This window comes from Algoriella xinjiangensis (assembly GCF_900115015.1).
In the GTDB taxonomy this organism is placed as follows: Bacteria; Bacteroidota; Bacteroidia; order Flavobacteriales; family Weeksellaceae; genus Empedobacter; species Empedobacter xinjiangensis.
Window position 1 is genome coordinate 23,147 of the sequence record NZ_FOUZ01000009.1, and the last position, 23,438, is coordinate 46,584.

The 23,438-nt window shown below is 32.1% G+C and carries 18 protein-coding genes and 1 other RNA gene; 6 read left to right on the forward strand and 13 right to left on the reverse strand.

From position 1 onward, the window contains the following. The first annotated feature begins 122 nt into the window (after nt 1-122). From BM072_RS09565 to BM072_RS09575, 3 genes are all read left to right on the forward strand, one after another. Complete coding sequence (locus BM072_RS09565; RefSeq protein ID WP_092908448.1) at nt 123-2,333, forward strand: TonB-dependent siderophore receptor; 2,211 nt, start codon at nt 123-125, stop codon at nt 2,331-2,333. A 3-nt stretch (nt 2,334-2,336) separates the two neighbouring features. Next, the gene (locus BM072_RS09570; RefSeq protein ID WP_092908449.1) at nt 2,337-3,530 is read left to right on the forward strand and encodes a PepSY-associated TM helix domain-containing protein; all 1,194 of its coding nucleotides are present in this window, start codon (nt 2,337-2,339) and stop codon (nt 3,528-3,530) included. Between the two features lie 87 nt (nt 3,531-3,617). After that, nucleotides 3,618-3,797, forward strand: a complete 180-nt coding sequence (locus tag BM072_RS09575) for a hypothetical protein (protein WP_092908450.1) — start codon at nt 3,618-3,620, stop codon at nt 3,795-3,797. 60 nt (nt 3,798-3,857) lie between these two features. On the opposite strand, the gene BM072_RS09580 is transcribed toward BM072_RS09575, so the two are convergent. The 4 genes from BM072_RS09580 to BM072_RS09595 form a co-directional block, all read right to left on the reverse strand. Continuing rightward, nucleotides 3,858-6,197, reverse strand: a complete 2,340-nt coding sequence (locus BM072_RS09580) for a penicillin-binding protein 1A (protein WP_092908451.1) — start codon at nt 6,195-6,197, stop codon at nt 3,858-3,860. Between the two features lie 6 nt (nt 6,198-6,203). Then, entirely contained in the window at nt 6,204-6,647 is a 444-nt protein-coding gene (locus tag BM072_RS09585; protein WP_245752117.1) for a gliding motility lipoprotein GldH, read from the reverse strand. A gap of 1 nt (nt 6,648) precedes the next feature. Then, on the reverse strand, nt 6,649-8,325 hold the full coding sequence (locus tag BM072_RS09590) for a regulatory iron-sulfur-containing complex subunit RicT (protein WP_092908452.1): 1,677 nt from the start codon (nt 8,323-8,325) through the stop codon (nt 6,649-6,651). An 85-nt stretch (nt 8,326-8,410) separates the two neighbouring features. Next, complete coding sequence (locus BM072_RS09595; protein ID WP_092908453.1) at nt 8,411-9,280, reverse strand: MBL fold metallo-hydrolase; 870 nt, start codon at nt 9,278-9,280, stop codon at nt 8,411-8,413. Between the two features lie 128 nt (nt 9,281-9,408). Here BM072_RS09595 and gltX point away from each other — a divergent pair, with 128 nt between their 5' ends. Beyond that, nucleotides 9,409-10,917, forward strand: a complete 1,509-nt coding sequence (gltX, locus tag BM072_RS09600) for a glutamate--tRNA ligase (protein ID WP_092908454.1) — start codon at nt 9,409-9,411, stop codon at nt 10,915-10,917. A gap of 54 nt (nt 10,918-10,971) precedes the next feature. On the opposite strand, the gene BM072_RS09605 is transcribed toward gltX, so the two are convergent. Further along, complete coding sequence (locus tag BM072_RS09605; protein WP_092908455.1) at nt 10,972-11,343, reverse strand: DUF779 domain-containing protein; 372 nt, start codon at nt 11,341-11,343, stop codon at nt 10,972-10,974. 37 nt (nt 11,344-11,380) lie between these two features. Then, complete coding sequence (locus BM072_RS09610) at nt 11,381-12,886, reverse strand: aldehyde dehydrogenase family protein (RefSeq protein WP_092908456.1); 1,506 nt, start codon at nt 12,884-12,886, stop codon at nt 11,381-11,383. A 138-nt stretch (nt 12,887-13,024) separates the two neighbouring features. On the opposite strand from BM072_RS09610, the gene ssrA reads away from it, so the two are divergent. Continuing rightward, nucleotides 13,025-13,421, forward strand: a transfer-messenger RNA (tmRNA) gene (gene ssrA / locus BM072_RS09615). 62 nt (nt 13,422-13,483) lie between these two features. Here ssrA and BM072_RS09620 read toward each other — a convergent pair. The 3 genes from BM072_RS09620 to BM072_RS09630 all read right to left on the reverse strand — a co-directional run bounded on the left by BM072_RS09620 (nt 13,484) and on the right by BM072_RS09630 (nt 15,892). Continuing rightward, nucleotides 13,484-14,185, reverse strand: coding sequence for a hypothetical protein (locus BM072_RS09620; protein ID WP_092908457.1), 702 nt, complete (start codon nt 14,183-14,185; stop codon nt 13,484-13,486). 168 nt (nt 14,186-14,353) lie between these two features. Continuing rightward, nucleotides 14,354-14,584: a ferredoxin gene (locus BM072_RS09625; protein WP_092908458.1), complete on the reverse strand. Its 231-nt coding sequence runs from the start codon at nt 14,582-14,584 to the stop codon at nt 14,354-14,356. 15 nt (nt 14,585-14,599) lie between these two features. Further along, a complete protein-coding gene (locus tag BM072_RS09630; RefSeq protein ID WP_092908459.1) occupies nt 14,600-15,892 on the reverse strand; it encodes a peptidase U32 family protein in 1,293 nt (430 codons plus the stop codon). 153 nt (nt 15,893-16,045) lie between these two features. Here BM072_RS09630 and BM072_RS09635 point away from each other — a divergent pair, with 153 nt between their 5' ends. Further along, nucleotides 16,046-16,819, forward strand: coding sequence for a TrmH family RNA methyltransferase (locus BM072_RS09635; RefSeq protein ID WP_092908460.1), 774 nt, complete (start codon nt 16,046-16,048; stop codon nt 16,817-16,819). A 74-nt stretch (nt 16,820-16,893) separates the two neighbouring features. Here the strand turns inward: BM072_RS09635 and BM072_RS09640 are convergent, their stop codons facing one another. The 4 genes from BM072_RS09640 to BM072_RS09655 form a co-directional block, all read right to left on the reverse strand. Beyond that, the gene (locus BM072_RS09640; RefSeq protein WP_092908461.1) at nt 16,894-19,269 is read right to left on the reverse strand and encodes a GumC family protein; all 2,376 of its coding nucleotides are present in this window, start codon (nt 19,267-19,269) and stop codon (nt 16,894-16,896) included. 4 nt (nt 19,270-19,273) lie between these two features. Further along, complete coding sequence (locus BM072_RS09645; protein WP_092908462.1) at nt 19,274-20,035, reverse strand: polysaccharide biosynthesis/export family protein; 762 nt, start codon at nt 20,033-20,035, stop codon at nt 19,274-19,276. Then, nucleotides 20,025-21,965, reverse strand: coding sequence for a polysaccharide biosynthesis protein (locus BM072_RS09650; RefSeq protein ID WP_245752118.1), 1,941 nt, complete (start codon nt 21,963-21,965; stop codon nt 20,025-20,027). Before BM072_RS09650 ends, BM072_RS09645 begins: the two co-directional genes overlap by 11 nt. A gap of 105 nt (nt 21,966-22,070) precedes the next feature. Beyond that, the gene (locus BM072_RS09655; RefSeq protein WP_092908464.1) at nt 22,071-23,339 is read right to left on the reverse strand and encodes an OmpA family protein; all 1,269 of its coding nucleotides are present in this window, start codon (nt 23,337-23,339) and stop codon (nt 22,071-22,073) included. Nucleotides 23,340-23,438 lie beyond the last annotated feature (99 nt).

The window sequence follows — 23,438 nt, forward strand, 5'->3', positions numbered from 1 at the left end:
TTCTTGTCAGAAAGAATCTTAAAAATTTAACTAAAATTAATTTAGAATAAATAAGAATTACATATAAATTTGCAAAACTTTATAAGTAATTAGACCATAATTATTTTAAAAATCAATAACAAATGAAAAAATATATATTCAATTTAGCGATGCTTGCAGCAATGACAAGTTATGCACAAGAAGAAAAAAAAGATTCAGTACAAATCAGTGAACTTGAAGGTGTAATTATAAACGCAACGCTAAAAAAAGATTCTGAATATGTGAATAAAATGCCTTTAAAGGCAATAGAAAATCCACAATTATTTTCTACAGTTGATAAAATATTTTTTGAAAATCAAATGATTTATTCAGTTGATGATGCCTATCGAAATGTAACTGGAATTCAGAAAATGTGGAGTGCAACTAACAGAGCAGGAGATGGAGGAGCATATATTGCATTAAGAGGTTTTGTATCTAATAATTCATTACGAGATGGTATGGTTGCACCAGTAACAACATCTATTGATGCCGTAAATATTGAAAAATTAGAGGTTTTAAAAGGTCCTTCCGCAACATTGTATGGTAGTAATGTAACGTCTTATGGTGGAGCTGTAAATCGAATTACAAAAAAACCGTATGAAACTTTTGGCGGTAATATTTCTGTGGTAGGTGGTAGTTATAACTATTATAGAGCACAGGCAGATGTAAATGCACCACTTACAAAAGATAATAAGCTTATGTTTCGTGTAAATACAGCTTATACCAATTCTGGAACTTTTCAGAAAGCTAATGCAAAAAATACGTACACTGCTTTTACACCTTCGTTATTGTATAAAGTAAATGATAAATTGACGCTGAGTTTAGAGTATGAAATGTATGATACGAAATCGACGCCAGAACAATCTTTTTTCTATTTATCAAAAGAAACTACAGGAGTTGATAATGCCAAAGATTTAGAAAAATTAGGATTAAATTATAAACAATCTTATTACGGCGACGGCATGTACACAAAGGCAAAAGTTCGTAATATTTTTGGGCAAGCAAATTATAAAATCAATACTAACATTAGTTCTTCTACTAATATTAGTACAGCGTATACTTTTTCGGATGGATACAATCCTTATTTTACAGCAGCTATCAATCCATCAGATAATCAATTGTATGTAAGTAGAGCAGATCAATCTACTGATAATAGTAAGAAAACATATTTCCAACTTCAACAAAATTTCAATTTCGATTATAAATTTGGAAATGATATGCGCAACAGAACTGTTGTTGGATTTGATTATATGAAAATCAAAAACAGATTACGTTACAAATATCTTACAAAAGGATTTTTTGATACAGTTCCTGCAAATGGTTACGATTACGCAAGTACATTTAATTCAGACGTATTAGATGCCTTATACAGTAATCCTGACAATGTAAGTACATACGACCAAACGGATGATCAAAATACATACAGTGGATATATCGCCAATGTTTTTACACCAATTTCTGGACTTAATATTATGGCAGCACTTCGCTATGAAAGCAATAATTTTGAAGGTGGTAAATTATGGATTAATGATGTAAAACCATACAATCAATCTGCTTTTTCTCCAAAATTTGGTGTTGTTTATGAAGTTATAAAAGATAAATTTTCTGTTTTCGGAAATTACCAAAACAGTTTCAAAAGCAATGGATATTATACTGCTGATGCTACAGGAACTTCTCTTTTATCAGATCCAGAAAGAGCCAATCAATTTGAAGGTGGTTTAAAAACAAGTTTAATCAGAGGAAAAGTTAACGCAACATTGAGTTACTATAATATCAATGTAAAAAATACTTTAGTTACAACTGGTTATGCTGGTGCTTTTGCAATACAAACACAAGCTGGTGAACTTAGAAGTAAAGGTGTAGAATTAGAAGTAAATGCTTATTTGCTAAAAGGACTTTCTCTGGTTGGAGGAGTAAGTTATAATGACTCAAAATATTTAGATGCCGATGCAACAACAAAAGGTAGAAGACCAGGAACTGCAGGTTCGCCTTGGTTAGCAAGTTTATATGCAAGTTATCAAATTCTTGATGGTAGTTTAAAAGGTCTTGGTTTTGGTCTTGGCGGAAATTATGCAAACGATCATAGAGAAATTAATAACAATATTATAGATGCAAACGGTAATGTAACTGGCGAAAGTATATTTATTCTTCCAAAATATTTAGTGTTAAACGCAAGTGCTTTTTACGACACAAAGAAATTTAGAATAGGTGTTAAAGTTGACAATTTTACGAATCAACATTATTGGGTAGGTTTTACAACAGCTAATCCGCAACAATTGGTAAATGCTTTAGGAAGTATTACGTATAAATTTTAATAGATGACGAAAATAGCAAAGAAAAAATCAATTTGGAAACTTTGGGCAGCTAAGCTACATCTTTGGTTTGGCTTAGGAATTGGACTTCTAATCTTTATTATTTCGATTACTGGCGCTTTGTATGTTTTTAAAGATGAAATTGAAAATTATCAAAGAAAAGAAGTCATTTATCATGGAGAAACTAATATTGCGCAAAAAAATATTCTTCCTCTAAAAGTTTTAGAAGATAAAGTGAACGAGCAAGTAAAAGAAGAATTTCCTATTCATTGGGTAAATATTCCAATGGATGAAAATCGCTCATATCGCTTTTATTGGTTTGAACACAATAATAAAGCTTGGAATTATTTTGACGAATATCCTATTTATCAAGTTGCGTATGTAAATCCGTACACAGGAAAAGTATTGCAGGTTTATGATGAAAAAAACGGCTTTTTTCAAATTGTAAAAATGATTCATTGGAGTTTTTTACTCAAAGAATCATGGGGAACTTATGTTGTCGGAATTCCGGTAATTATATTCGTTATCATGCTTATTTCTGGGATCATTCTTTGGTGGCCAAAAAATAAAGCAGCTCGTAAACAACGTTTTTGGTTTCGTTGGAAAAATATAAAAAACTGGAAACGTAAAAATTATGATTTACATAATATTTTTGGCTTTTACAGTTCTATTTTAGCAGTAGTATTTGCAATTACGGGACTTTTTTATGCTTTTTTTGTGATACAAGCCGCAATGTATTTTGTGTTTTCTGGAGGAAAAACAGCTCTGCCAGATTATTCTGAATACACCACAAAAGCCCCAATTGAAATGCGAAATGATACAACTTTAGACAAAGTTGCCCAAAAAACAAGAGAAACATTTCCAGATACTTTTGCATTTAGTATAGATTTAGGACATCCGCACATGGACGATCACGAACATCCGAATTTCGAGATTTATGTACAACATCTTTCTTATTCATATCATAAGTACAGCAGTTTAATTTTTGATGAAAATTCGGGCGAATTACTAAAAAGAATAGATTATAAAGACAAAAATTTTGGCGAAAAAGCCGTTGGTGCTAATTACGATATTCATGTTGGCGATATTTTAGGTCTTCCTACAAAAATTATTGCGTTTATCATCAGTTTAATGATTGCATCTATGCCTGTTACCGGATTTATGATTTGGTGGGGAAGAAAAAAGAAAAAGAAGAAATAATTTTGAATGTTCACCTTAAAGATTTGATAAGTTAAGATTTTGTATCTTTGAATTAAACGGAATAACTTAATTCATCATAAATAAAAAATGAAAGATCAACCAATTGCACCAATCGAAGTAGTAGATGATACAATTGCAAATATGTTTACTTATGCAAATTATATTTTAGTTGCTGCATTAATTGTCTTGTTGAGTTATATGACGATTCGTGATTTTCTGAAAAAACAGAAAGCCAAGAAAGAAAAAGAACAAAACGAAATTAACTAGAAATTATATCGATAAAAAAACCACTCATTACGAGTGGTTTTTTTATCGATATAATATTTTTTATTGACCTTCTTCAGGATCTGGAACTTCGTAGTTTTCTCCTACACTTTCTCCACCACTACCTTCTATAATAGGCCCTGGATCGTAGATTTCATCATACTGATGGAATCCGTATGTATTAGAACAATCCCAACGTTTTTCTATGTCTTTTGGTTTCTCAAATTTATCACTAGCTGTTACGCCAAATTTGCCACCTTCTTTATAAACTCCTTGCATGTAATATGCCCAAACTGGTAAGGCCGTATTTGCACCTTGACCGGTTGCGGTACTTTCGAAATGGGCAAATCGGTCTTCTGCTCCAACCCAAACACCTGTTACCAAGTTTGGCGTTAATCCCATAAACCAACCATCCGAGTTTTCGTTTGTTGTACCTGTTTTACCAGCAACTTCTGCTGTTATGTTATAACGATTTCTAAGACGCGCACCAGAACCTCTGTCTACAACACCTTTCATCAAATCAATCATTGTATAAGCAACATACTCATTAACAACTTCTCTTGTTTTTGGTGTATAATCGCGGATAACTTTTCCTTGTTTATCTTCTATTCTTAAAATTAATTGAGGCTTAATATAAATTCCTCCATTTGCAAAAGCACTCATTGCCCCAACCATTTCGTATAATGATAAATCGGCAGAACCTAATGCAATTGTAGGATCTTTAATAATTGGAGATTCTACACCTAAATCGCGTGCCATTTGAATAACAGGTTCTACGCCTGTTTGCATAATCAAACGTGCAGCAACAACATTGGTAGAATATGCCAAAGCAGTTCTTAAATCTTGCGAACCTCCATAACGACCATTCGCATTACGCGGCGACCATTTACCAGGAATACGCTCATTAGAAACAGTATGACATGGTGTTAAACCTAATTGATTAATTGCAGTTGCATAAACAAATGGTTTGAAAGTAGAACCAACCTGACGACGTGCTTGTTTTACGTGGTCAAATTTGAAATAATTCCAATCAATACCTCCAACCCAAGCTTTTATAGTTCCGTCTGTAGGATCCATAGACATTAAACCAGCTTGTAAAATATGTTTGTGGTATTCGATAGAATCCATCAAAGTTTTTCCTTTTTTGTATTGAATTCCATTCCAAGTAAAGAATTGAACAGAATCGCGAGGCGTTGTAAATACAGTTTCAATTTCGGCATCAGATTTACCTTCAGCTTTCATCTTTTTAAACAAATCTGTACGTTGCATTGCTTGTTTAAAAATGCGTTGTCTTTTGTCGCTTGTTACGTTATAAAACGGCGCTAAACTACGTCCACGTTGCTCTCCAAAAAATTGATCTTGTAAAACTTTTAATTGTTTTTGTACTGCTTCTTCTGCAATTGCTTGCATTCTCGAATCTAAAGTAACATAGATTTTAAGACCATCTTTTTCAAGATTATAGGATTTTCCAGTTTCCTTTTCGTACTCAACCATCCAATCACTAATCTCTTTTCTCAAGGCAGTTTTAAAGTATGCAGAATGCGAGTCATCATGTTTCATAATGTCTTGCTTATCCGTTACCAAAGGCGCAGCTTTCGCTTCTTCACCTTCTGCTTGCGAAATCTTGTTGTATTTCATCATCTGATCTAATACAAGATTTCTTTTTTCTTTAGAAACTTCGGGATGTTTAACAGGATTAAATGCAACTGGATTTTGGAACATCGAAACCAATGTAGCAGCTTCGTCTAAAGTTAAATCTTTTGTCGATTTATTAAAATAAACTTTTGATGCAGATTCAATTCCTTTGGCTCCATAAATAAAGTCAAACTTATTGAAATACATTGCGATGATTTCCTCTTTTGTGTATAATTTTTCTAATTGAACAGATGTAACCCATTCTTTTAGTTTTTGTAAAACACGTGTTATTTTGTTAGATGCAGGATCTTTTGTGTACAATTGTTTTGCCAACTGTTGTGTAATGGTAGAACCTCCACCAGATTCACCAGCAGACGAAATTGCACGAAATGCTGCTTTTATATCTACACCCGAATGTTCAAAAAATCTAACATCCTCTTTTGCTAATAATGCATCAACTAAATGAGGTGGTAATTCTTTGTAATCAACTGGTGTTCTACGTTCTGCTTCAAAACGATCAAGTAAAACGCCATCAGAAGAAATAATTTCTGATGAAACATAAATATCAGGATTTTCTAAATCTCGAACGTTTGGTATTTCACCTAACCATCCGTTAGATGCTGCCCAAAAAATTCCGAAAACGCCCAATACTGCACCAAAAAATAAGACCCAAATGGTAACAATTATTTTTTTGGTAAATGAATAGCCACCAAATTTCTTTTTTGCTTTAGAAACTGTGCTTGTTTTAGGGGTATTATTGTTTTTCATTCTGTATTATTCAGCTTTATCAACAATCAAACTAATGTCTTCAATTCCTTTTAAATTTTTTGTACGCATACCTTGCCAAACTTTCAGTTGGTAGCGTCCTGTGTCTTTAATTGGTAATTTTTCGCGATAAACTAACATCATTTCTTTTGTTGTCATTCCTTTACCAATCCAACTTCCGTCGGGATTTGCGATGTAATACTGCAACGTATCAACCATCTCATTTCCTTTAGGATCAATAAATTTCGTGAACAAATATAAGTTACTATATTCATACGACGTATTATTTCTTAAGACAAATCCAATGTTTACAGCCGCAGGTTTATCATCTTTAACCTCAAACGTAAACGTCTGAGGTTGATTGTTTTTCCATTGATCTTTAACATCTTTTGTATCTTGATAGTAATGTTTTGCTTCGCAGCTAAACAATAAAAAGATAAAAATAAAAAGCAAACTACTGTTGCGTATTATCTGGTTTTGGCCCACGATTAAATCTTTTTTTATTTCGATTCTTCGATTTATTAGGATTCGGTTCTGTATCGTTATTCTGATTTTCTCCCGAAACATTCGTCTTTTTTGGTTCAGCAGTTTGATTATTTTGCTGAGGAAGCTTTTTAGGCTGTTGATTTTCCTGATTCGCTGGATTATTTTGACTGTTCGGATTCGGAGTATTCGGTTTTCGTTTCTGTTGATTACGATTGCGATTTGCTCCTTGTTCCTTTGGCTGATCAGGATTTTGTTGTACTTGTTTTTGATCTCCGTTTTGAGTTGGCTGTTGCTTTTCTTTTGGCGGATTTTGTTTCTGCTGATTTGGGTTTTGGTTTGGATTCGAATTTTTTTGCGGTCTATTTTGATTATTCTTTTTAGACTGATTCGGATTTTTACCAGGTTTATTTTCAACACGATTTGGCGCATCTTTCGCCTCATTTGGCTGCTTTTGTTTCGCAGGTTGAGGTTTTATAGCGTTTGTATTCGCGTTTGCTTTTTCAGCAGTAGGATTTGTTGGTTTCTTGATTTTTTTGCGTTTACTTTTTTGTTTCTCTTTACGCTCAAAACGCTCTAAAGAATCTTCACCAATAACATCTGTAAAATCTGGTTTAACTTCTTCTACATTTTTCGCTAATTCTTCTAAAGGTTCTGTTTTTAGACCTTTAGCACTCATTGCTAAAAATTCTTGAATATCTTCTACCGAAAATTTATACCAAACAACTCCACCTCTTTCGTAGGCAAACCACATTTCTTTTTTGAAAACATCTATTTTTACACAGTGTGTCCAACCTTTTTCTGTTTCAAAGCGGCTTTCCATTGACGGAAAAGTATTTAATGCATCTAAATAAGAATCTAACTCAAAATTTAAACAACATTTTAATTTACCACATTGTCCTGCAAGTTTTTGCGAGTTTATTGACAATTGTTGATAACGTGCAGCAGCTGTACTAACCGAACGGAAATCTGTTAACCAAGTAGAACAACATAATTCGCGTCCACAAGATCCAATTCCACCAATTTTAGCTGCTTCTTGACGATAGCCGATTTGTTTCATCTCAATTCTTACAGCAAATTTACTTGCGTAATCTTTGATTAATTGTCGGAAATCGACACGACCTTCGGCCGTATAATAAAACGTAACTTTTGCGCCATCACCTTGATATTCAACATCACAAATTTTCATCTCTAAACCATGGTTTTTAGCCATGATACGAGAATCTATCATTGTTTGTTTTTCTCTTTCACGAAACTCATGCCAAGTTTCGATGTCTTTTTGATTCGCTTTACGGTATACTTTTTTGATATCTTCCCCTTCCCAGGTAAGATTCTTTTTTTTCATTTGGATTCTAACCAGCTCTCCGGTAAGTGTAACAACCCCGATATCATGACCGGGCGTTCCTTCAACAGCGACAACTTCGCCTATATTTAAAGATATGTTGTTTTCGTTTTTATAATAAAACTTTCGATCATTCTTGAAACGAACTTCTACAAAATTGAACCTTTCTTGTCCATTAGGTAGTTTCATGTTTGATAACCAATCGAAAACTGATAATTTTCCACAACCATCAGTGCCACAAGCACCATTATTGTTACATCCTTTCGGAAGGCCACTATTAGAAGTACCACAAGATCCACATCCCATTGTTCTAATTTTTTAAAAATGACAACACAAAGGTATGAAAATATTTTTCTGAATTTGTGAAATCATTTGCGATATGATTATGGGTTTAGATTGAATCGAAAACCTCTGAAAATGAATAGGTTTGATCTAATCTCACACCTTTTTCTGTTAACTTTAAGGTAGCCAATTCATTGATATGATCATGCTCAAAAAACAAAATATAATCATTTTCGACTGCTTTTTGTAAAAAGTCATTTTTTTCGTCAAGTGTAATTAAAGGTCGCGTATCAAAACCAATTACATAGATTGGTGGAATATGCCCTACAGTTGGGATTAAATCGGCAATGTAAACGATTTTTTTGCCTTTGTATGTGATTATTGGCAACATTTGTTTTTCGGTATGTCCGTCTACAAAAAGAATATCAAAACCAAGTGGCGAATTTTCTAAAACTGATCCATTTGTTGGTAAATCAATCATATTTAATTGTCCACTTTCTTTTAGCGGTAAAATATTTTCTTGTAAAAAAGATGCTTTTTCGCGTTGATTAGGATTTATTGCCCAATCCCAATGACTTTCATTCGACCAAAATTTTGCATTTTTAAACGATGCTTCTAAATAATCTTTCTCCTTGTTATATTGTATTGCGCCACCACAATGATCAAAATGCAAATGTGTTAAAAAAACATCTGTAATATCTTCGCGATTAAAACCATGTTTTGCAAGAGAAGCGTCTAAAGAAAAATCGCCCCATAAATAATAAAAGCCAAAAAACTTCTCGTTTTGTTTGTTTCCAATTCCGGTATCAATTAATATTAATCGTTCGCCATCTTCAATCAAAAGGCATCTCATTGCCAAATCAATTAAGTTTTTTTCGTCGGCTGGATTTGTTTTTTGCCAAATTGATTTTGGTACAATTCCGAACATTGCGCCACCGTCTAATTTAAAATTTCCGGTTTCTATTGAATATAATTTCATTTTTTGTGATTTTTAAGAACTAAATAATAGGATCATTTAATCTTTTACGAAGATAAAAAAATAGAATATTTTAAAATAACTATCTATTATAGAATTGAACATCTTAAATTTGCAAAAATTTTGATACAATGGCAAAAGAAGTTCGTGTAAGATTTGCGCCCAGTCCAACAGGTGCATTACACATCGGAGGAGTACGTACAGCGTTATACAATTATCTTTTCGCAAAACATAATAACGGAAAATTCTTATTAAGAATTGAGGATACAGACCAAACACGTTATGTGGAAGGTGCTGAGCAATATATAATCGATTCGTTAAAATGGTTAGGCTTAGTTCCTGATGAAGGTGTTGGTTTTGGAGGAGATTTAGGTCCATACCGTCAATCAGAACGTAAAGAAATCTACAAAGGTTATGTAGAAGAATTATTAGCAAACGGAAAAGCATATTATGCATTTGATACAGCTGAAGAATTAGACGCAGCACGTGCAAAAGCAGAAGAAAATAAAGAAACATTTATCTACAATTGGTCAACTCGTGGACAATTAAAAAATTCGCTTTCATTAACAGAAGCTGAAACGAAGAATTTACTTGACAATGAAACACCTTATGTTGTACGTTTCAAAATTGATGACGAACGCACGGTTTTATTAGATGACATGATTCGTGGTAAAATTTCTATCGATGCAAAAACTTTAGACGATAAAGTTTTGTTTAAATCTGACGGAATGCCAACATACCATTTAGCGAATATTGTAGACGATCATTTGATGGGAATTACGCATGTAATTCGTGGAGAAGAATGGTTACCATCAATGCCATTACACGAATTATTGTATGATGGTTTTGGATGGGAAGCGCCAAGATTTGCACATTTACCATTAATCCTAAAACCAGAAGGTAAAGGAAAATTGAGTAAACGTGATGGTGATAAACATGGTTTTCCTGTGTTTCCGATGGAATGGAAAACAGAAGAAGGAATTGCGAAAGGATATAAACAAGAAGGTTATTTACCAGATGCAGTGCTTAATATGTTAGCTTTATTGGGTTGGAATCCTGGTACAGATCAAGAAATTTTTACGATGGACGAATTAATACAAGCGTTTAGTTTAGAAAAAGTTTCGAAATCGGGTGCACGTTTTTCTCCAGAAAAAGCAACTTGGTTTAATCATCAATATGTACAATTAAAATCGACAGAAGAATTATTACCTGCTTTTGAAGAAGTTTTAAAAGAAAACGGAATCGAAGCAAATGTAACTTTAGATTCAAAAGTGATTGAATTATTAAAAGAACGTGCCAACTTTGTGAAAGATATTTTTGAACAAGGTAAATTATTTTATATAGCTCCTTCTATTTACGATGAAAAAGCAGCAAAAAAAGCTTGGAAAGAAGATTCAAAAGAGATTTTAACTAAATTTATCGAAGTTTTAAATGCTTCAGAATTTACACCAGAAGTTTTACACGATGCAATGGCAGATTTTGTAACTGCACAAGAAATTGGTTTCGGAAAAATTGGAATGCCTTTACGTTTAAGTTTAGTTGGCGCATTACAAGGTCCAGATGTTCCGTTGATTATGGCAACATTAGGAAAAGAAGAAACAGTTGCACGTATTAATAAAGCAATAGAAATTTTAGGTTAATCCTAAGATTTAAAATGATAAAAAAGCCATTTGCATTGCAAATGGCTTTTCTTTTTATGTATTCAATTTTACTTCGTCCAATAGATTTATTTCGTCTTGTGTAAAAATTCTATAATTGACTTTAAATGTTTTGCCAAGCGGAACTTCTAACGAAAAACCGCCCGCGCCAATTGCATCAATTACATCTAATTCGAAATGTGCATGTTTCCAATATTCAAACAAATCTTTATCTACCCAAAACTCAATATCCTCAATTGTTCCGATGCAAACATCTTTGTAACGAAGATAAAATTCTCCTTTCCTGAAACATTGTGGTTGCGTGCCTTCGCAGCATCCACCAGCTTGATAAAACATCAAATCACCATGTTTTTCTTTTAACTGCTGAATAAGATTTTTAGCTTTATCGGTTGCATCAACTCTTTTCATAACGGATTAATTTTGATGATTTGACTATTAATTTTGACTAAAAGAAACCAAGTTTCTTTTTGCTGTACGAAACCAACATATTTTTGGTTTGACGGTAATGATCTAACATCATTTTATGATTTTCACGACCAATACCAGATTGTTTATAACCTCCGAAAGGCGCACCAGCAGGATAACTATGGTATTGATTAACCCAAACACGACCAGCTTGTATTGCACGCGGAACTTGGTACAATTGATGCGCATCACGCGTCCAAACACCTGCTCCTAAACCATAAATTGTATCGTTTGCAAGTTCTATTGCTTCGGCTTCATCTTTAAAAGTTGTAACGGCTAAAACAGGTCCAAAAATTTCTTCTTGAAACACACGCATTTTATTGTTTCCTTTTAATAATGTAGGTTTGATATAATAACCGCTTTCGCATTCGCCTTGTAAATGATTGGCATCACCACCAGTCAAAACTTCTGCACCTTCTTCTTTTCCTAATTTGATATAACCTAAAATTTTATCGTACTGAATTTGCGAAGCTTGTGCACCAATCATTGTTTCTGGATCAAGTGGATTTCCTGCTTTTATTGCATTTACACGCGCTACAACTCGTTCAATAAATTTATCATAGATAGATTCTTGAATTAATAATCGAGAAGGACAAGTACAAATTTCACCTTGATTAAGTGCAAATAATACGGCACCTTCTATGGCTTTATCTAAGAAATCATCATCATGATCCATCACAGATTCGAAGAAAACATTTGGAGATTTCCCGCCCAATTCTAACGTTACTGGAATAATATTTTCTGTAGCATATTGCATTACGAAACGACCTGTAGCAGTAGAACCTGTAAAAGCAGCTTTGTTTACTTTAGGATTTGTAACCAATGCGCGTCCTAATTCTCCACCAAAACCATTCACAATATTTACAACACCTGGAGGTAAAAGATCACCAATAATTTCGAATAAATATAGAATAGAAATAGGAGTAGATTCTGCGGGTTTTAAAACCACACAATTTCCTGCAGCTAATGCTGGCGCTAATTTCCAAATAGCCATCAAAATTGGGAAATTCCATGGAATAATTTGAGCCACAACACCGATTGGTTCGTGAATAATTATCGAAACTGTATCTTTATCTAACTCATTAATAGAACCTTCTTCTGCACGAATAACTGATGCAAAATATCTGAAATGATCAATTGCTAAAGGAATATCTGCATTTAGGGTTTCACGAACTGGTTTTCCGTTATCGTAAGTTTCAACAGCCGCAATTTCTTGTAGATGTTGCTCCATTCGATCCGCAATTTTATTCAATAAAATACTTCTTTCTGTTGCCGAAGTAACACTCCAGCTTTTAAATGCTTCGTGTGCTGCATCTACTGCTTTTGTTAAATCTGCTTCAGAAGAATGTGCTGCTTGTGTAAAAACTTTACCCGTAATAGGTGTAATAACATCAAAATATTTGCCTTCGGTAGGAGGTGTAAATTGACCATTAATGTAATTGTCATAATGATCTTTAAACGTTGGAATATTAACTGGATTTCCCATAATTTATATTTTTTGTTATTTAATTTTCTCTAAATTAATTATTTTGATTGAAATATTATGTTTAGAAAAAGTTAATAAAGTTTGGTATCAATTTTGTATATTTGCCATCCGTTGATTATATAATTGACGGATACTTACGGGGCTGACTGGTTTTGACAGCAGGGCCAATGGGTAAGTAAGCATGCAGTGATATGTTGTGTACTCACTTTAATCAGGCACTTCAACCTTTTAACTGGCAACGAAGAGTACGCTTTAGCTGCATAATTCTGAATTAAGTAAGAATTTGCCACGTCTATACAAGGTATAGAAGCTGAATGTCCCTCAAAAGCCTTGACTTACGGCGTTTGATATAGGGACACGGGAAAGTAAGAATAGAAATCCTAGTGCATCGGATGGATTTCGAGATCTAAGATGATAAGCGGTTGACAGAGTGTTTATTCTCAGGATATCGTCGAAAATTAAAAATAAACTAAGCATGTAGAAAGCTTATTTGTTGCTTGTTTGGACGCGGGTTCGAATCCCGCCAGCTCCACAGAAACAAAAAAATCCCTCATTCTGATTGAATGAGGGATTTTTATTTTTTCAAAATTGATAAATCTAATTTATTTCATTTTCTTTTGCCAAACGTTCCATCGCTTTTTCGTGCGCAGATTTAACATCATTTTTTATCTTTTTATCTTGTGTAGATTTTCTGATTTTTTCTGCATGATAAGCCAAATCTTCTAAAGTCATTTTATAACTTACATAAAAACCTCTGTTGTAGCGAGAATATGAAGCTAATCCCCAATTTGCGATTAATTGATTTTTAATTTTTTTGGTCTGATATTCATTTAAATAACGTTGTAATTTTGGCGAAATATCTTCTTTCAGAATAGATTTTACAGCACCATCCATACGACTAAACCAATATTTATTGTCTAATTTAATATACGATTTTGCGCCCAAAATACTCTTAAAAGCTAAATCTCCTAGCAAGCAAACTTTCTCAAATTCGGTTTTATCATTGTTCATATAATCCCAGTACATTTCAGAAGTCATACCAACCATCGGACTTTTATCAATTGTTTCTTCGTACCAAGTTTTTCCGTTTTGATAGGCTTCTGCAACATTTTTAAATTCTATTCCAAAATCTTCACATGCTTTTTGGTAACCTGTAAAAGAGCCTGAATATTTTTCGAAATTATCGACAAAAACTCTATAAATGCAATAATGTGAGATATCAATTAATACTTTCTTAGAATTGTCTAAAAAACCGTTCACTAGCTGAATCGGGAAGTTATAATATTCGTACGAACTCATAATGTATATGTATTATTGTATCAAAGATGTGTTAATTCTCGACTAAGATAAGATAGTTTTTAAAAATGATAAAATGATATGTATCAAAGATTAAAACTTTTAAAGATTTAATCACAAAAAAAGCCATCAATTGCTTGATGACTTTTTATGATTAATATATTTTTTATTCTAAATCTCTTTAACCGAAATAATGTTTACGGGGCAAGCTTTTGCCGCACGATCGCAATTATCGGCAACAGAATGATCTGGATCTTTCAGAGTATGAAATCCTTTTTTATCTATTGATTTTAAAAGGACAGATTTTCCGTCTTTTTTTGACATTCGGAAACGTTCTGGTGCTAACTCATAACAATAGTTACAACCAATACATTTATCGCGCTGAAGCGTTATTATAACCATGTTATTGTTTTTTGATTAATGAGAATAAGTTTCCTCTTCAACATTATCTTCTTTCGCTCCGGTTTGTTCCTCTTTTACCAATTTGTATAATTTGTCTGAAGGACGAATTCTAAACTTCATTGGTATGGTGATATTATCTCCTTTCGTTGCTAATTCGCCCGAAACATCATCAATCATCATCGATTCTACAACCATTTCTTGCGCACCTGTTGTTGGACCAGTAACTAAAATTAAATCACCAACTTTTAAATCATACGCATCAATTGTAAATTGTCCGATACTTGATTTTGGAAAATAATGTTGTCCTTTACCAATGTAAACTTTTTTCTGAGTTGCCATAGATCCTGGAATTGCAGACCATTCTCCTAATTTTTGACCTAAGTAATAACCCGACCAAAAACCACGATTGTATACGGTTTGTAATAATCCCATCCAATAATCAACTTTTTCTGCCGAATAAGTTCCATCAACAATAGAGTCTATTGCTTCGCGGTAACAACGAATAACTGTTGCAACATATTCTGGAGAACGACCACGACCTTCAATTTTTAATACTTTGATTCCTGCATCAGCAACCTGATCCAAAAATTCCATCGTACATAAATCTTTAGGCGACATCATATACTCGTTATCCAACTCAATCTCGAAACCAGATTCTTGGTCAATAACCGTATATTTTTTACGGCAATTTTGTTTACAAGCACCACGATTTGCAGATGAATTGTGCGAGTGTAAGCTTAAGTAACATTTTCCCGAAACAGCCATACACAATGCACCGTGTCCAAAAATCTCTACTTCTACTAAGTTTCCACTTGGTCCACGAACATCGTCTTTGATAATACTTTCTGCGATCTTTTTTACTTGTTTCAAACTCAATTCACGAGACAAAACCATAGTATCTGCAAACATTGCATAAAACTTTACGGTTTCAATATTCGTCACATTAATTTGAGTCGAAATGTGGATTTCCATCCCGATTTGTCTTGCATAAGCAATAACCGATTGATCCATCGCAATAACAGCCGTAATTTTAGCTTCTTTTGCTTGATCTAAAAGGGTTTTGATTAACGATAAATCGTGATCATATATAATTGTATTTAATGTAAGGTAAGAACGCACACCTTTCTCTTCACAACGATTTACGATTTCTGGTAAATCACCCATTGTAAAATTGATTGATGCTCTCGCACGCATGTTCAACTGATCTACTCCGAAGTATACAGAATCAGCACCATTATCTAAAGCAGCCTGTAACGATTCGAAGTTCCCAGCGGGAGCCATCAATTCTATTTTTCCATCTTTGGTCATACGAAAATTCTGATTTTAAGGGGCAAAGGTACAAAAAATATAAGTTTATACTGAATATAAATTGAAGGTTGTTGATAATGAGTTTTTTAACTGATAATAATTGTAAACTAAATTTGTGCAAAATATTGCACGAAAAAGAAGTAATTTTGCAGCATGCAAATAGAAAGTCTTCAGAATCCAAAGATTAAAAACTTGCTTAAACTGCAAGAAAAATCAAGAGAACGTAAAACCCAAGGTTTATTTATTGTTGAAGGTAAACAAGAAAATGAATTGGCTGTAAAAGGCGGTTACGAAGCAGTTGAAATATATGTTTGTGAAGATATTTATGAATCAACTATTGATTTTGGTCGCGCAAAAATGTTCGAAATTACTCGCATAGTTTTCGAGAAATTAGCTTATCGTAAATCAACTGGTGGAATTATTGGTGTTTATAAAACAAAATCATCTAATTTATCAACATTAAAATTACCCGAAAATCCGTTGGTTATCGTTTTAGAAGCTGTAGAAAAACCAGGAAATTTAGGTGCAGTTTTAAGAACTGGAGATGGAGCAAAAGTAGATGCTGTAATTGTTTGTGATGAAACAGTCGATTTTTTTAATCCAAACGTTATTCGCTCTTCGGTTGGTACATTATTTACCAATAAAATTGCATCAGCATCTAAAGAAGAAGTTTTAAACTTTTTGAAAGAAAATAAAGTACAAGTTATTTCTACTTTTTTGAGAGATGAAACAATTAGTTTATATGACGCTGATTTTACATCAGGTTCGGCCATTATTTTAGGAACAGAAGCAACTGGTTTATCAGATTTTTGGGCAGATAATTCTGCTGCATTAATCAAAATTCCGATGTTAGGTTTTGTAGATTCTTTAAACGTAAGTAATGCAGCAGCAATTTGCGTTTACGAAGCAGTAAGACAAAGACAATAAATTATTATTTATATATAATTATACAAAAAAACCACTTCGTAACGAAGTGGTTTTTTTATTATGTAGTTTTTATACTATTTTTTCTTAAATAGGTTTTTAAACCAAGAGTCAGTGTTATGATTTTCTCCATAACCATAACCGTAACCATAACCATATCCTTTGGTAAAGTCGACATCATTAACAACCATCGCCATGTTTTTAAGACGATTTTCTTTGTATAAATCATGTGGAATAGCCAACATACGTTTGTCTAAATAATTTGCACGTACAACGTACATTGTTAAATCTGCATCATCAGCAATTAATAATGTATCTGTAACCAAACTTACTGGCGCAGTATCTACTAAAACATAATCGTAATGTTGTTTACCATAATTTACAATATCATTAAAACGACCATTCATTAATAATTCTGAAGGATTTGGTGCAATTTGACCTGAATAGATTACATCAAATTTATAGTTAGCAGGATTTTTAATGATAATTTCTTCCAATTTTATATCCTCTGAAATCAAATACTCAGTAACACCATAACGATGTCTGTATTGGTCTGCAATATTTAGATAATCTAATACTTTTGGACTACGAATATCAGCACCAATTAAAAGAACAGATTTACCAGACATGGTTAAAATTTGTGCTAAGTTGGTTGAGATAAATGTTTTTCCTTCTCCACTTGTTGTAGAGGTAATGTAGATACATTGAGATTCTTTGCTATTTTTCATTAAGAAATTAACATTTGTTCTCAAGATTCTAAATGCTTCGGCAACACTCGAATTATCATTATGTTCGATAATAGAAGTTTCACTTTTAGGTACTTGACCGGCGATTGGTGCTCCTACAGCATCCTCTACATCTTCTTTAGAGTTTACGTTGTTATTTAATAATTTATAAATATAGATTAATACAAAAGGAATAATAAATCCTAACACCAAAGCGCCTAAAAATATTATACTTTTTTTAGGGGATACTGGAATTTTAGAATCATAAGCAAAATCTATAACTTTTATATTTTCTGGTGTCGCAGCAGATTTTATCTCATTTTCTTCACGTTTTTGTAATAAGAAAAGATATAAAGCTTCTACAATTTGTTGTTGACGAGAAATATCTCTAAAACCACGCTCTTGGCTAGGTACTTTTTGAATTCTACTTGCAATTTGATTTTGCTTATTTTGTATAGAATTTAAAGTTGTTTGTGTATTATTCTTGTATAAACGTAAACTACTTTTTAAGTTTCGTTTTATATCATTTATCTGCTCTTGTAACTTAATAACATTTGGATGCTCGTTTGTAACAGATTTTAACATATCTTCTTTTGCTAAAACCAATTCGTTATACGAAGCAATTTCTGATGAAATAGATTTATCTTCTAATCCAATATTAGAAGGTAGTAAATCTGTTTTTGTAGAATTTAATGTAGAATTCATATAATCTACAAGCTGTAATTGTGTAGATGATTCTAATAATTTTTTATCATTATCAGCAGCACTTTCTAAAAATATATTTGCTTCAGAAGTTACATCAGTAATGTTGTTACTAACTTTATATTGCTCTAAGTTTTTATCAACACCATGTAAATCATTTGTTACAATTTCTAATCGAGAGTTGATGAATTTAGATGTTGCTTCAGTCAATTTATGATTATCATTAACTAAATCTGAGTTATAGATTAGTATTAAGTCATCAATTATTTTCTTTGAAACATCAGGAACAGGACCAATTAAAGAAAAATTAATAATCTTAGATGTTTTCTCACTATTAGGCGAAATATTTAATCTTTTTTGAAGATTGTTAACAGTTTGGTCAATTGATTTTACTGAAACTAAATATTCACTATCAATATGTTTTTTTATGTCTTTATTTGGACTTATGATGAAGTTTCCGAATTTATCAGAAATTTTTTGTCCAAAAGCATATTCATTTGTTTTTCCAGATGCTTTATTTTCTAACTTAAATTTTGTAGTTGATAAAATAGTAATCAAATATTGATCATTTAGTTTATCACTATTTTTACTTTCTTCGTTAAGAAAAATAAATCTAATAGGAGAATTTTCATGAGTCAATTCTATTTCAGAAACTCTACCAACACTGAAATATTGAATATTTAAATTATTTTTCTCAATAACTTTAGTTAATAGACGTTTTGATGTTAAAACATCAATTTGATCACCAACTTCAGAATTTGTTGAACCTCCTCCAAGCATAGCTTGATCCATCAACCCTGCTAATTCTCCAGTTGATGATTCTTTTTCATTCAACAATATTTTTGCAGAAACTTGATACTGTTTTTGTGTATACTTAACATACAAAAAAGCAAATATTAAGGATACAACTATACCAATAACAAACCATTTCCAATAATATAAATATTGTTCAAGAATTTGTCTAATATTAATATCTTCTTCAGATTTTTCGAAGTTATCTTCGAAATTATTTTGATTCTTACTCATTTTTTTATTTAGCTATAACAGAAATAACAGAAATAATAACACCAGCTACAGAAATCCATAATGAATAATTAGGCGTAAACTTTGAAGCCGAAATTTTGGCACTATTTGGCTCTACGTATACAACATCATTTTGAGCTAAGTAGTAAACAGGAGAGTTTAAAACATCTTTAGATGTTAAATCAACATTATATGTTTGTTTCTGACCATTTTGTTCTCTAATGACCATTATATTGCTACGAACACCGTTTATAGTTAAATCTCCAGCCATTCCAATTGCATCAAGTATAGAAACTCGTTCATTAGGAACTGTAAAGTTACCTGGTTTTGCTACCTCTCCTAAAACACTAATTCTAAAATTAGTGAAATTGATATTAACTCCTGGATTAACTATGTATTTTGATAATTTTGATTTTAATTCGTTTTCAGCTTCTGTACGTGTTAATCCACCAACTTTTATTTGTCCAATAATAGGATAGTTAATATTGCCTTGCTCATCTACCGTATAAACTTTAGCATAAGGATTATTTTGTACAGCAGAATTTAGTTGATAAACACTTTGTTGATTAAAAGGCTCAGTTGCTTTTATATCAGCTGCAGTTATTGATATTGCTAACATATCTGAAGATTGTATTCTAGGAATATAATCCTCGTATTTTGTATGTGATTCTTGTTCGCCTTGAAAATAGACCAAATCTTTTTTAGATGCACAAGAAGAGATAATCAGTGTGATTAGTACAATTAAAATTTTAGAAATATTATTTTTCATAAGTTAAATTATCAAGTTTTTCAAACTCTGAATTTTTAGATTTAAATTCGGGTACAATTTCTTTTATTCTAGCAACCAAATTAACAACGTGCTCATGTTTATCAATTTGCGAAGACATTAGGCACAATTCTTCAATTAAAATTTTATTTTTATCGCATTTATCTGTGTTTACTTTTGCGATCATTATTTTCTCGTGATGTGTCTTAACCGTATTTTCATCGGTAGCTAGTAATTCTTCGTATATTTTTTCTCCTGGTCGTAAACCTACAATTTTAATATCAATTTCTTCAGGATATTTATAGCCGCTTAGTCTAATCATTCTTTTTGCTAAATCAATTATTTTCATCGATTCGCCCATGTCAAATACAAATATCTCGCCACCTTTTCCCATAATTGCAGCTTCTAGTACTAATTGACAAGCTTCTGGAATTGTCATGAAAAATCGAGTGATATCTGGGTGTGTTACAGTTAATGGTCCGCCGTAATCTAATTGTCTTTTAAACAATGGTATAACCGATCCGTTTGAGCCTAAAACATTACCAAATCGTGTTACAATATAATTTGTTTTCGAAATTCTGCTTATACAATTAACATATATTTCGGCAACTCTTTTTGTCGCGCCCATAACGTTAGTGGGGTTTACGGCCTTATCTGTAGAAACCATAACAAATTTTTCAGCTTCAAATTCATTTGCTAAATCAGCAATAATTTTGGTTCCGTATATATTTGTATTAATTGCTTCGTAAGGAAATTTTTCCATTAACGGTACATGTTTGTACGCTGCTGCATGAAAAACAACCTGTGGTCTATACTTGTTAAAAAGGCTAGACATCCTTTTTTGATCTCTAACGCTCGAAACAATATAATGTATTTTGTCTTGTTTTTCTTCGCTGATCTTATTTTTTAAAGTTTGTTGTATATCGTATAATGCTGATTCCGCTTGATCTATCAAAATTAATTGTTCGATATCCATAACAGCTATTTGTCTCGCAATCTCACTTCCGATAGAACCTGCAGCTCCTGTAATTAATACTTTTTTACCTTGTAAATTTTGATTAATAATTGGATTATCGAGTTTTATAGATTCTCTACCTAATAAATCTTCAATTTTTAATTCCTTGATTTGTTTTGATTTATAAGTTCCATCAATCCATTTAGATATTGGAGGAATTATTTTAATCTTAACAGGAAGTTCTTCTAAAGATTTAGATAAATTTAGTAATTGATTCGTTTTTACATTTTGTATTGAGATAATAATCTCAGAAATGTTATGTTTTTCAACAAATTGATTCGTTATATCATTTATTGAATAAATTTTAACTCCATCTACAATTTTCCCGATTTTACTTGGATTATCATCAATAAATCCAATAACCTTTATATTGTATTGTGTGTCGTTTTGAAGTATATCTCTTGTGATATATCCTGAATCTCCAGCTCCGTAAATTAATACTTTTTCAATACCTATGTTTTTACTAAAAAAATAATCATAAATCCATTTGTAGTATAATCTTGCTACAACCATTATAACTGTTGTGATGAATAAGTGTACGAAGATTACAGAATAGGACATTCTAAATAGAAGTGAAAATATATTTGTTTCTTGACTTCCACTTTCGATAAATTTTCGAAAGACAAATGAGATAAGTAAAAGTATAAGAAATGCAGAAATATTTGATATAAATACATTTTCAGCATCTTTTAATCCTGTTTTTTTAACAATTCCTTTATATGTTTTAAAGTATAAGAAACATATAAAATATAGAATAACAACAATAGGTAACTTAAACAATAATTTTTCTAAACTAAATGTGTTCAAAAAACTATTAAGAATAAAGTTACTCGCGATATAACTAATAAAAACTATTAGTATATCAATTATTAACACGACCCATCTAGGCGCGTTAAAATGTTGGTTAAAGGGATTCAAATTTATAGTAATTTTAAGTAAAGGTAAAGATAAAAAAAAATCAGAAATAGACCTCCTTTTATAGGGTAAATCTATTCCTGATTAATATTTTATATTAAGTATGAATTATTTTACTCTGAAAACAACTCTTCTTGCTAATTGATGAGAAGAAACTTGAGAATTTTTAAATTCTTTGTCTTCACCTTCTGCAACTGTATTTAATTGAGATGCATTAGCACCTTGACTAACTAAAATTGCTTTTACGTTTTCTGCTCTTCTACGAGATAAATCTTTATTGAAAGCGTCTCCTCCAACTGGATCAGCAAAACCTAAGATGTCGATTTGAGCATTTGGTTTAGCTTTTAAGAATTCAGATACAAATTTGATACCTCCAACTGATTGTTGGTATGGTTTATCAGAATTGTAATCGAAATATACGTTGATAATACCACTGTTAATCATTTGCTCTAAGAAATCAGCATCGTTAACGATAGTTGTATTTCCACCAGTATTTTGTTTGATATATTCTTCGATATTATCTGGAATTCCGTTTCCGTTATGGTCAATTGTAACACCTTTAGTATCTACAACTGCTCCTGGAGCTGAATCTGGTTCTTGATCTAAGTAATCAGCAACACCATCACCATCAGTATCTTTTAACATTTGTTCGATGTTAGAGATTCTATCTTCTAAGTCAGATCTTGTTGGTTCGTAAACCCAGTCTGCATGTTTTTGGTTTTTACCTAAGTAAAATGTTAAACCTACTGTTGCATTCCAAATCTCACCTCCAAATCCTGAACCTGAAGTTTCAGATGTTCCATCAAAAGTTACATTTTGACGAATGTTTCTGATATAAGATAAATCTCCTGTTAAAACTACACGATCAGTTAATCTTAATTGTGGTGTTAAACCAACCATAACATTTGCCATGTTATCGTTGTCTTTGAATAATTTACCATCAGCACCATCAGTTGCATCATTATTCATCATAGAGATACCAGCACCACCGTGTGCTAATAATCCAAGTCTGTTAGTCCATGTTTCAAAATTTAAAACACGACCTACGTTAACAACCCCTTGTAAATCTACTCTATAGTAATTAGATTTGAAGTTTTTAACACCTTCACCTTCTTTAATACGGTCGTAACCACCATCTAATTTTAAACCAAACTTTGGGTTGAACATATAACGTACACCAAAATCAGCGTGGAAAAAACTAGGTGTTTCAGAATAGTAACCTGGCGCAAATGCTTTTCTAGCTTTTACAGCACCACCATTGGCCTCGATAGACCATTTGTTGTAATCATTACTAACCGGTTCAGAAACTTCAACTTCTTGTGCGTGAGCTAAAACTCCTAATCCAATTATACTTAATAGGTATGAAATCTTTTTCATGAGGATATATTTAAATACAAAATTATACACTTTACTGTTAAAATGCTTGTAATAAGTGTTAAAAAACGCCTAAACATAACAAATGTCATATATTGCTTC

Excerpts from the sequence above, each read along its gene's own strand:
- BM072_RS09565 (WP_092908448.1), top strand. The coding sequence starts at position 123 with ATGAAAAAATATATATTCAATTTAGCGATGCTTGCAGCAATGACAAGT.
- BM072_RS09570 (WP_092908449.1), top strand. The coding sequence starts at position 2,337 with ATGACGAAAATAGCAAAGAAAAAATCAATTTGGAAACTTTGGGCAGCT.
- BM072_RS09575 (WP_092908450.1), top strand. The coding sequence starts at position 3,618 with ATGAAAGATCAACCAATTGCACCAATCGAAGTAGTAGATGATACAATT.
- BM072_RS09580 (WP_092908451.1), bottom strand. The coding sequence starts at position 6,197 with ATGAAAAACAATAATACCCCTAAAACAAGCACAGTTTCTAAAGCAAAA.
- BM072_RS09590 (WP_092908452.1), bottom strand. The coding sequence starts at position 8,325 with ATGGGATGTGGATCTTGTGGTACTTCTAATAGTGGCCTTCCGAAAGGA.
- BM072_RS09595 (WP_092908453.1), bottom strand. The coding sequence starts at position 9,280 with ATGAAATTATATTCAATAGAAACCGGAAATTTTAAATTAGACGGTGGC.
- gltX (WP_092908454.1), top strand. The coding sequence starts at position 9,409 with ATGGCAAAAGAAGTTCGTGTAAGATTTGCGCCCAGTCCAACAGGTGCA.
- BM072_RS09605 (WP_092908455.1), bottom strand. The coding sequence starts at position 11,343 with ATGAAAAGAGTTGATGCAACCGATAAAGCTAAAAATCTTATTCAGCAG.
- BM072_RS09610 (WP_092908456.1), bottom strand. The coding sequence starts at position 12,886 with ATGGGAAATCCAGTTAATATTCCAACGTTTAAAGATCATTATGACAAT.
- BM072_RS09620 (WP_092908457.1), bottom strand. The coding sequence starts at position 14,185 with ATGAGTTCGTACGAATATTATAACTTCCCGATTCAGCTAGTGAACGGT.
- BM072_RS09625 (WP_092908458.1), bottom strand. The coding sequence starts at position 14,584 with ATGGTTATAATAACGCTTCAGCGCGATAAATGTATTGGTTGTAACTAT.
- BM072_RS09630 (WP_092908459.1), bottom strand. The coding sequence starts at position 15,892 with ATGACCAAAGATGGAAAAATAGAATTGATGGCTCCCGCTGGGAACTTC.
- BM072_RS09635 (WP_092908460.1), top strand. The coding sequence starts at position 16,046 with ATGCAAATAGAAAGTCTTCAGAATCCAAAGATTAAAAACTTGCTTAAA.
- BM072_RS09640 (WP_092908461.1), bottom strand. The coding sequence starts at position 19,269 with ATGAGTAAGAATCAAAATAATTTCGAAGATAACTTCGAAAAATCTGAA.
- BM072_RS09645 (WP_092908462.1), bottom strand. The coding sequence starts at position 20,035 with ATGAAAAATAATATTTCTAAAATTTTAATTGTACTAATCACACTGATT.
- BM072_RS09655 (WP_092908464.1), bottom strand. The coding sequence starts at position 23,339 with ATGAAAAAGATTTCATACCTATTAAGTATAATTGGATTAGGAGTTTTA.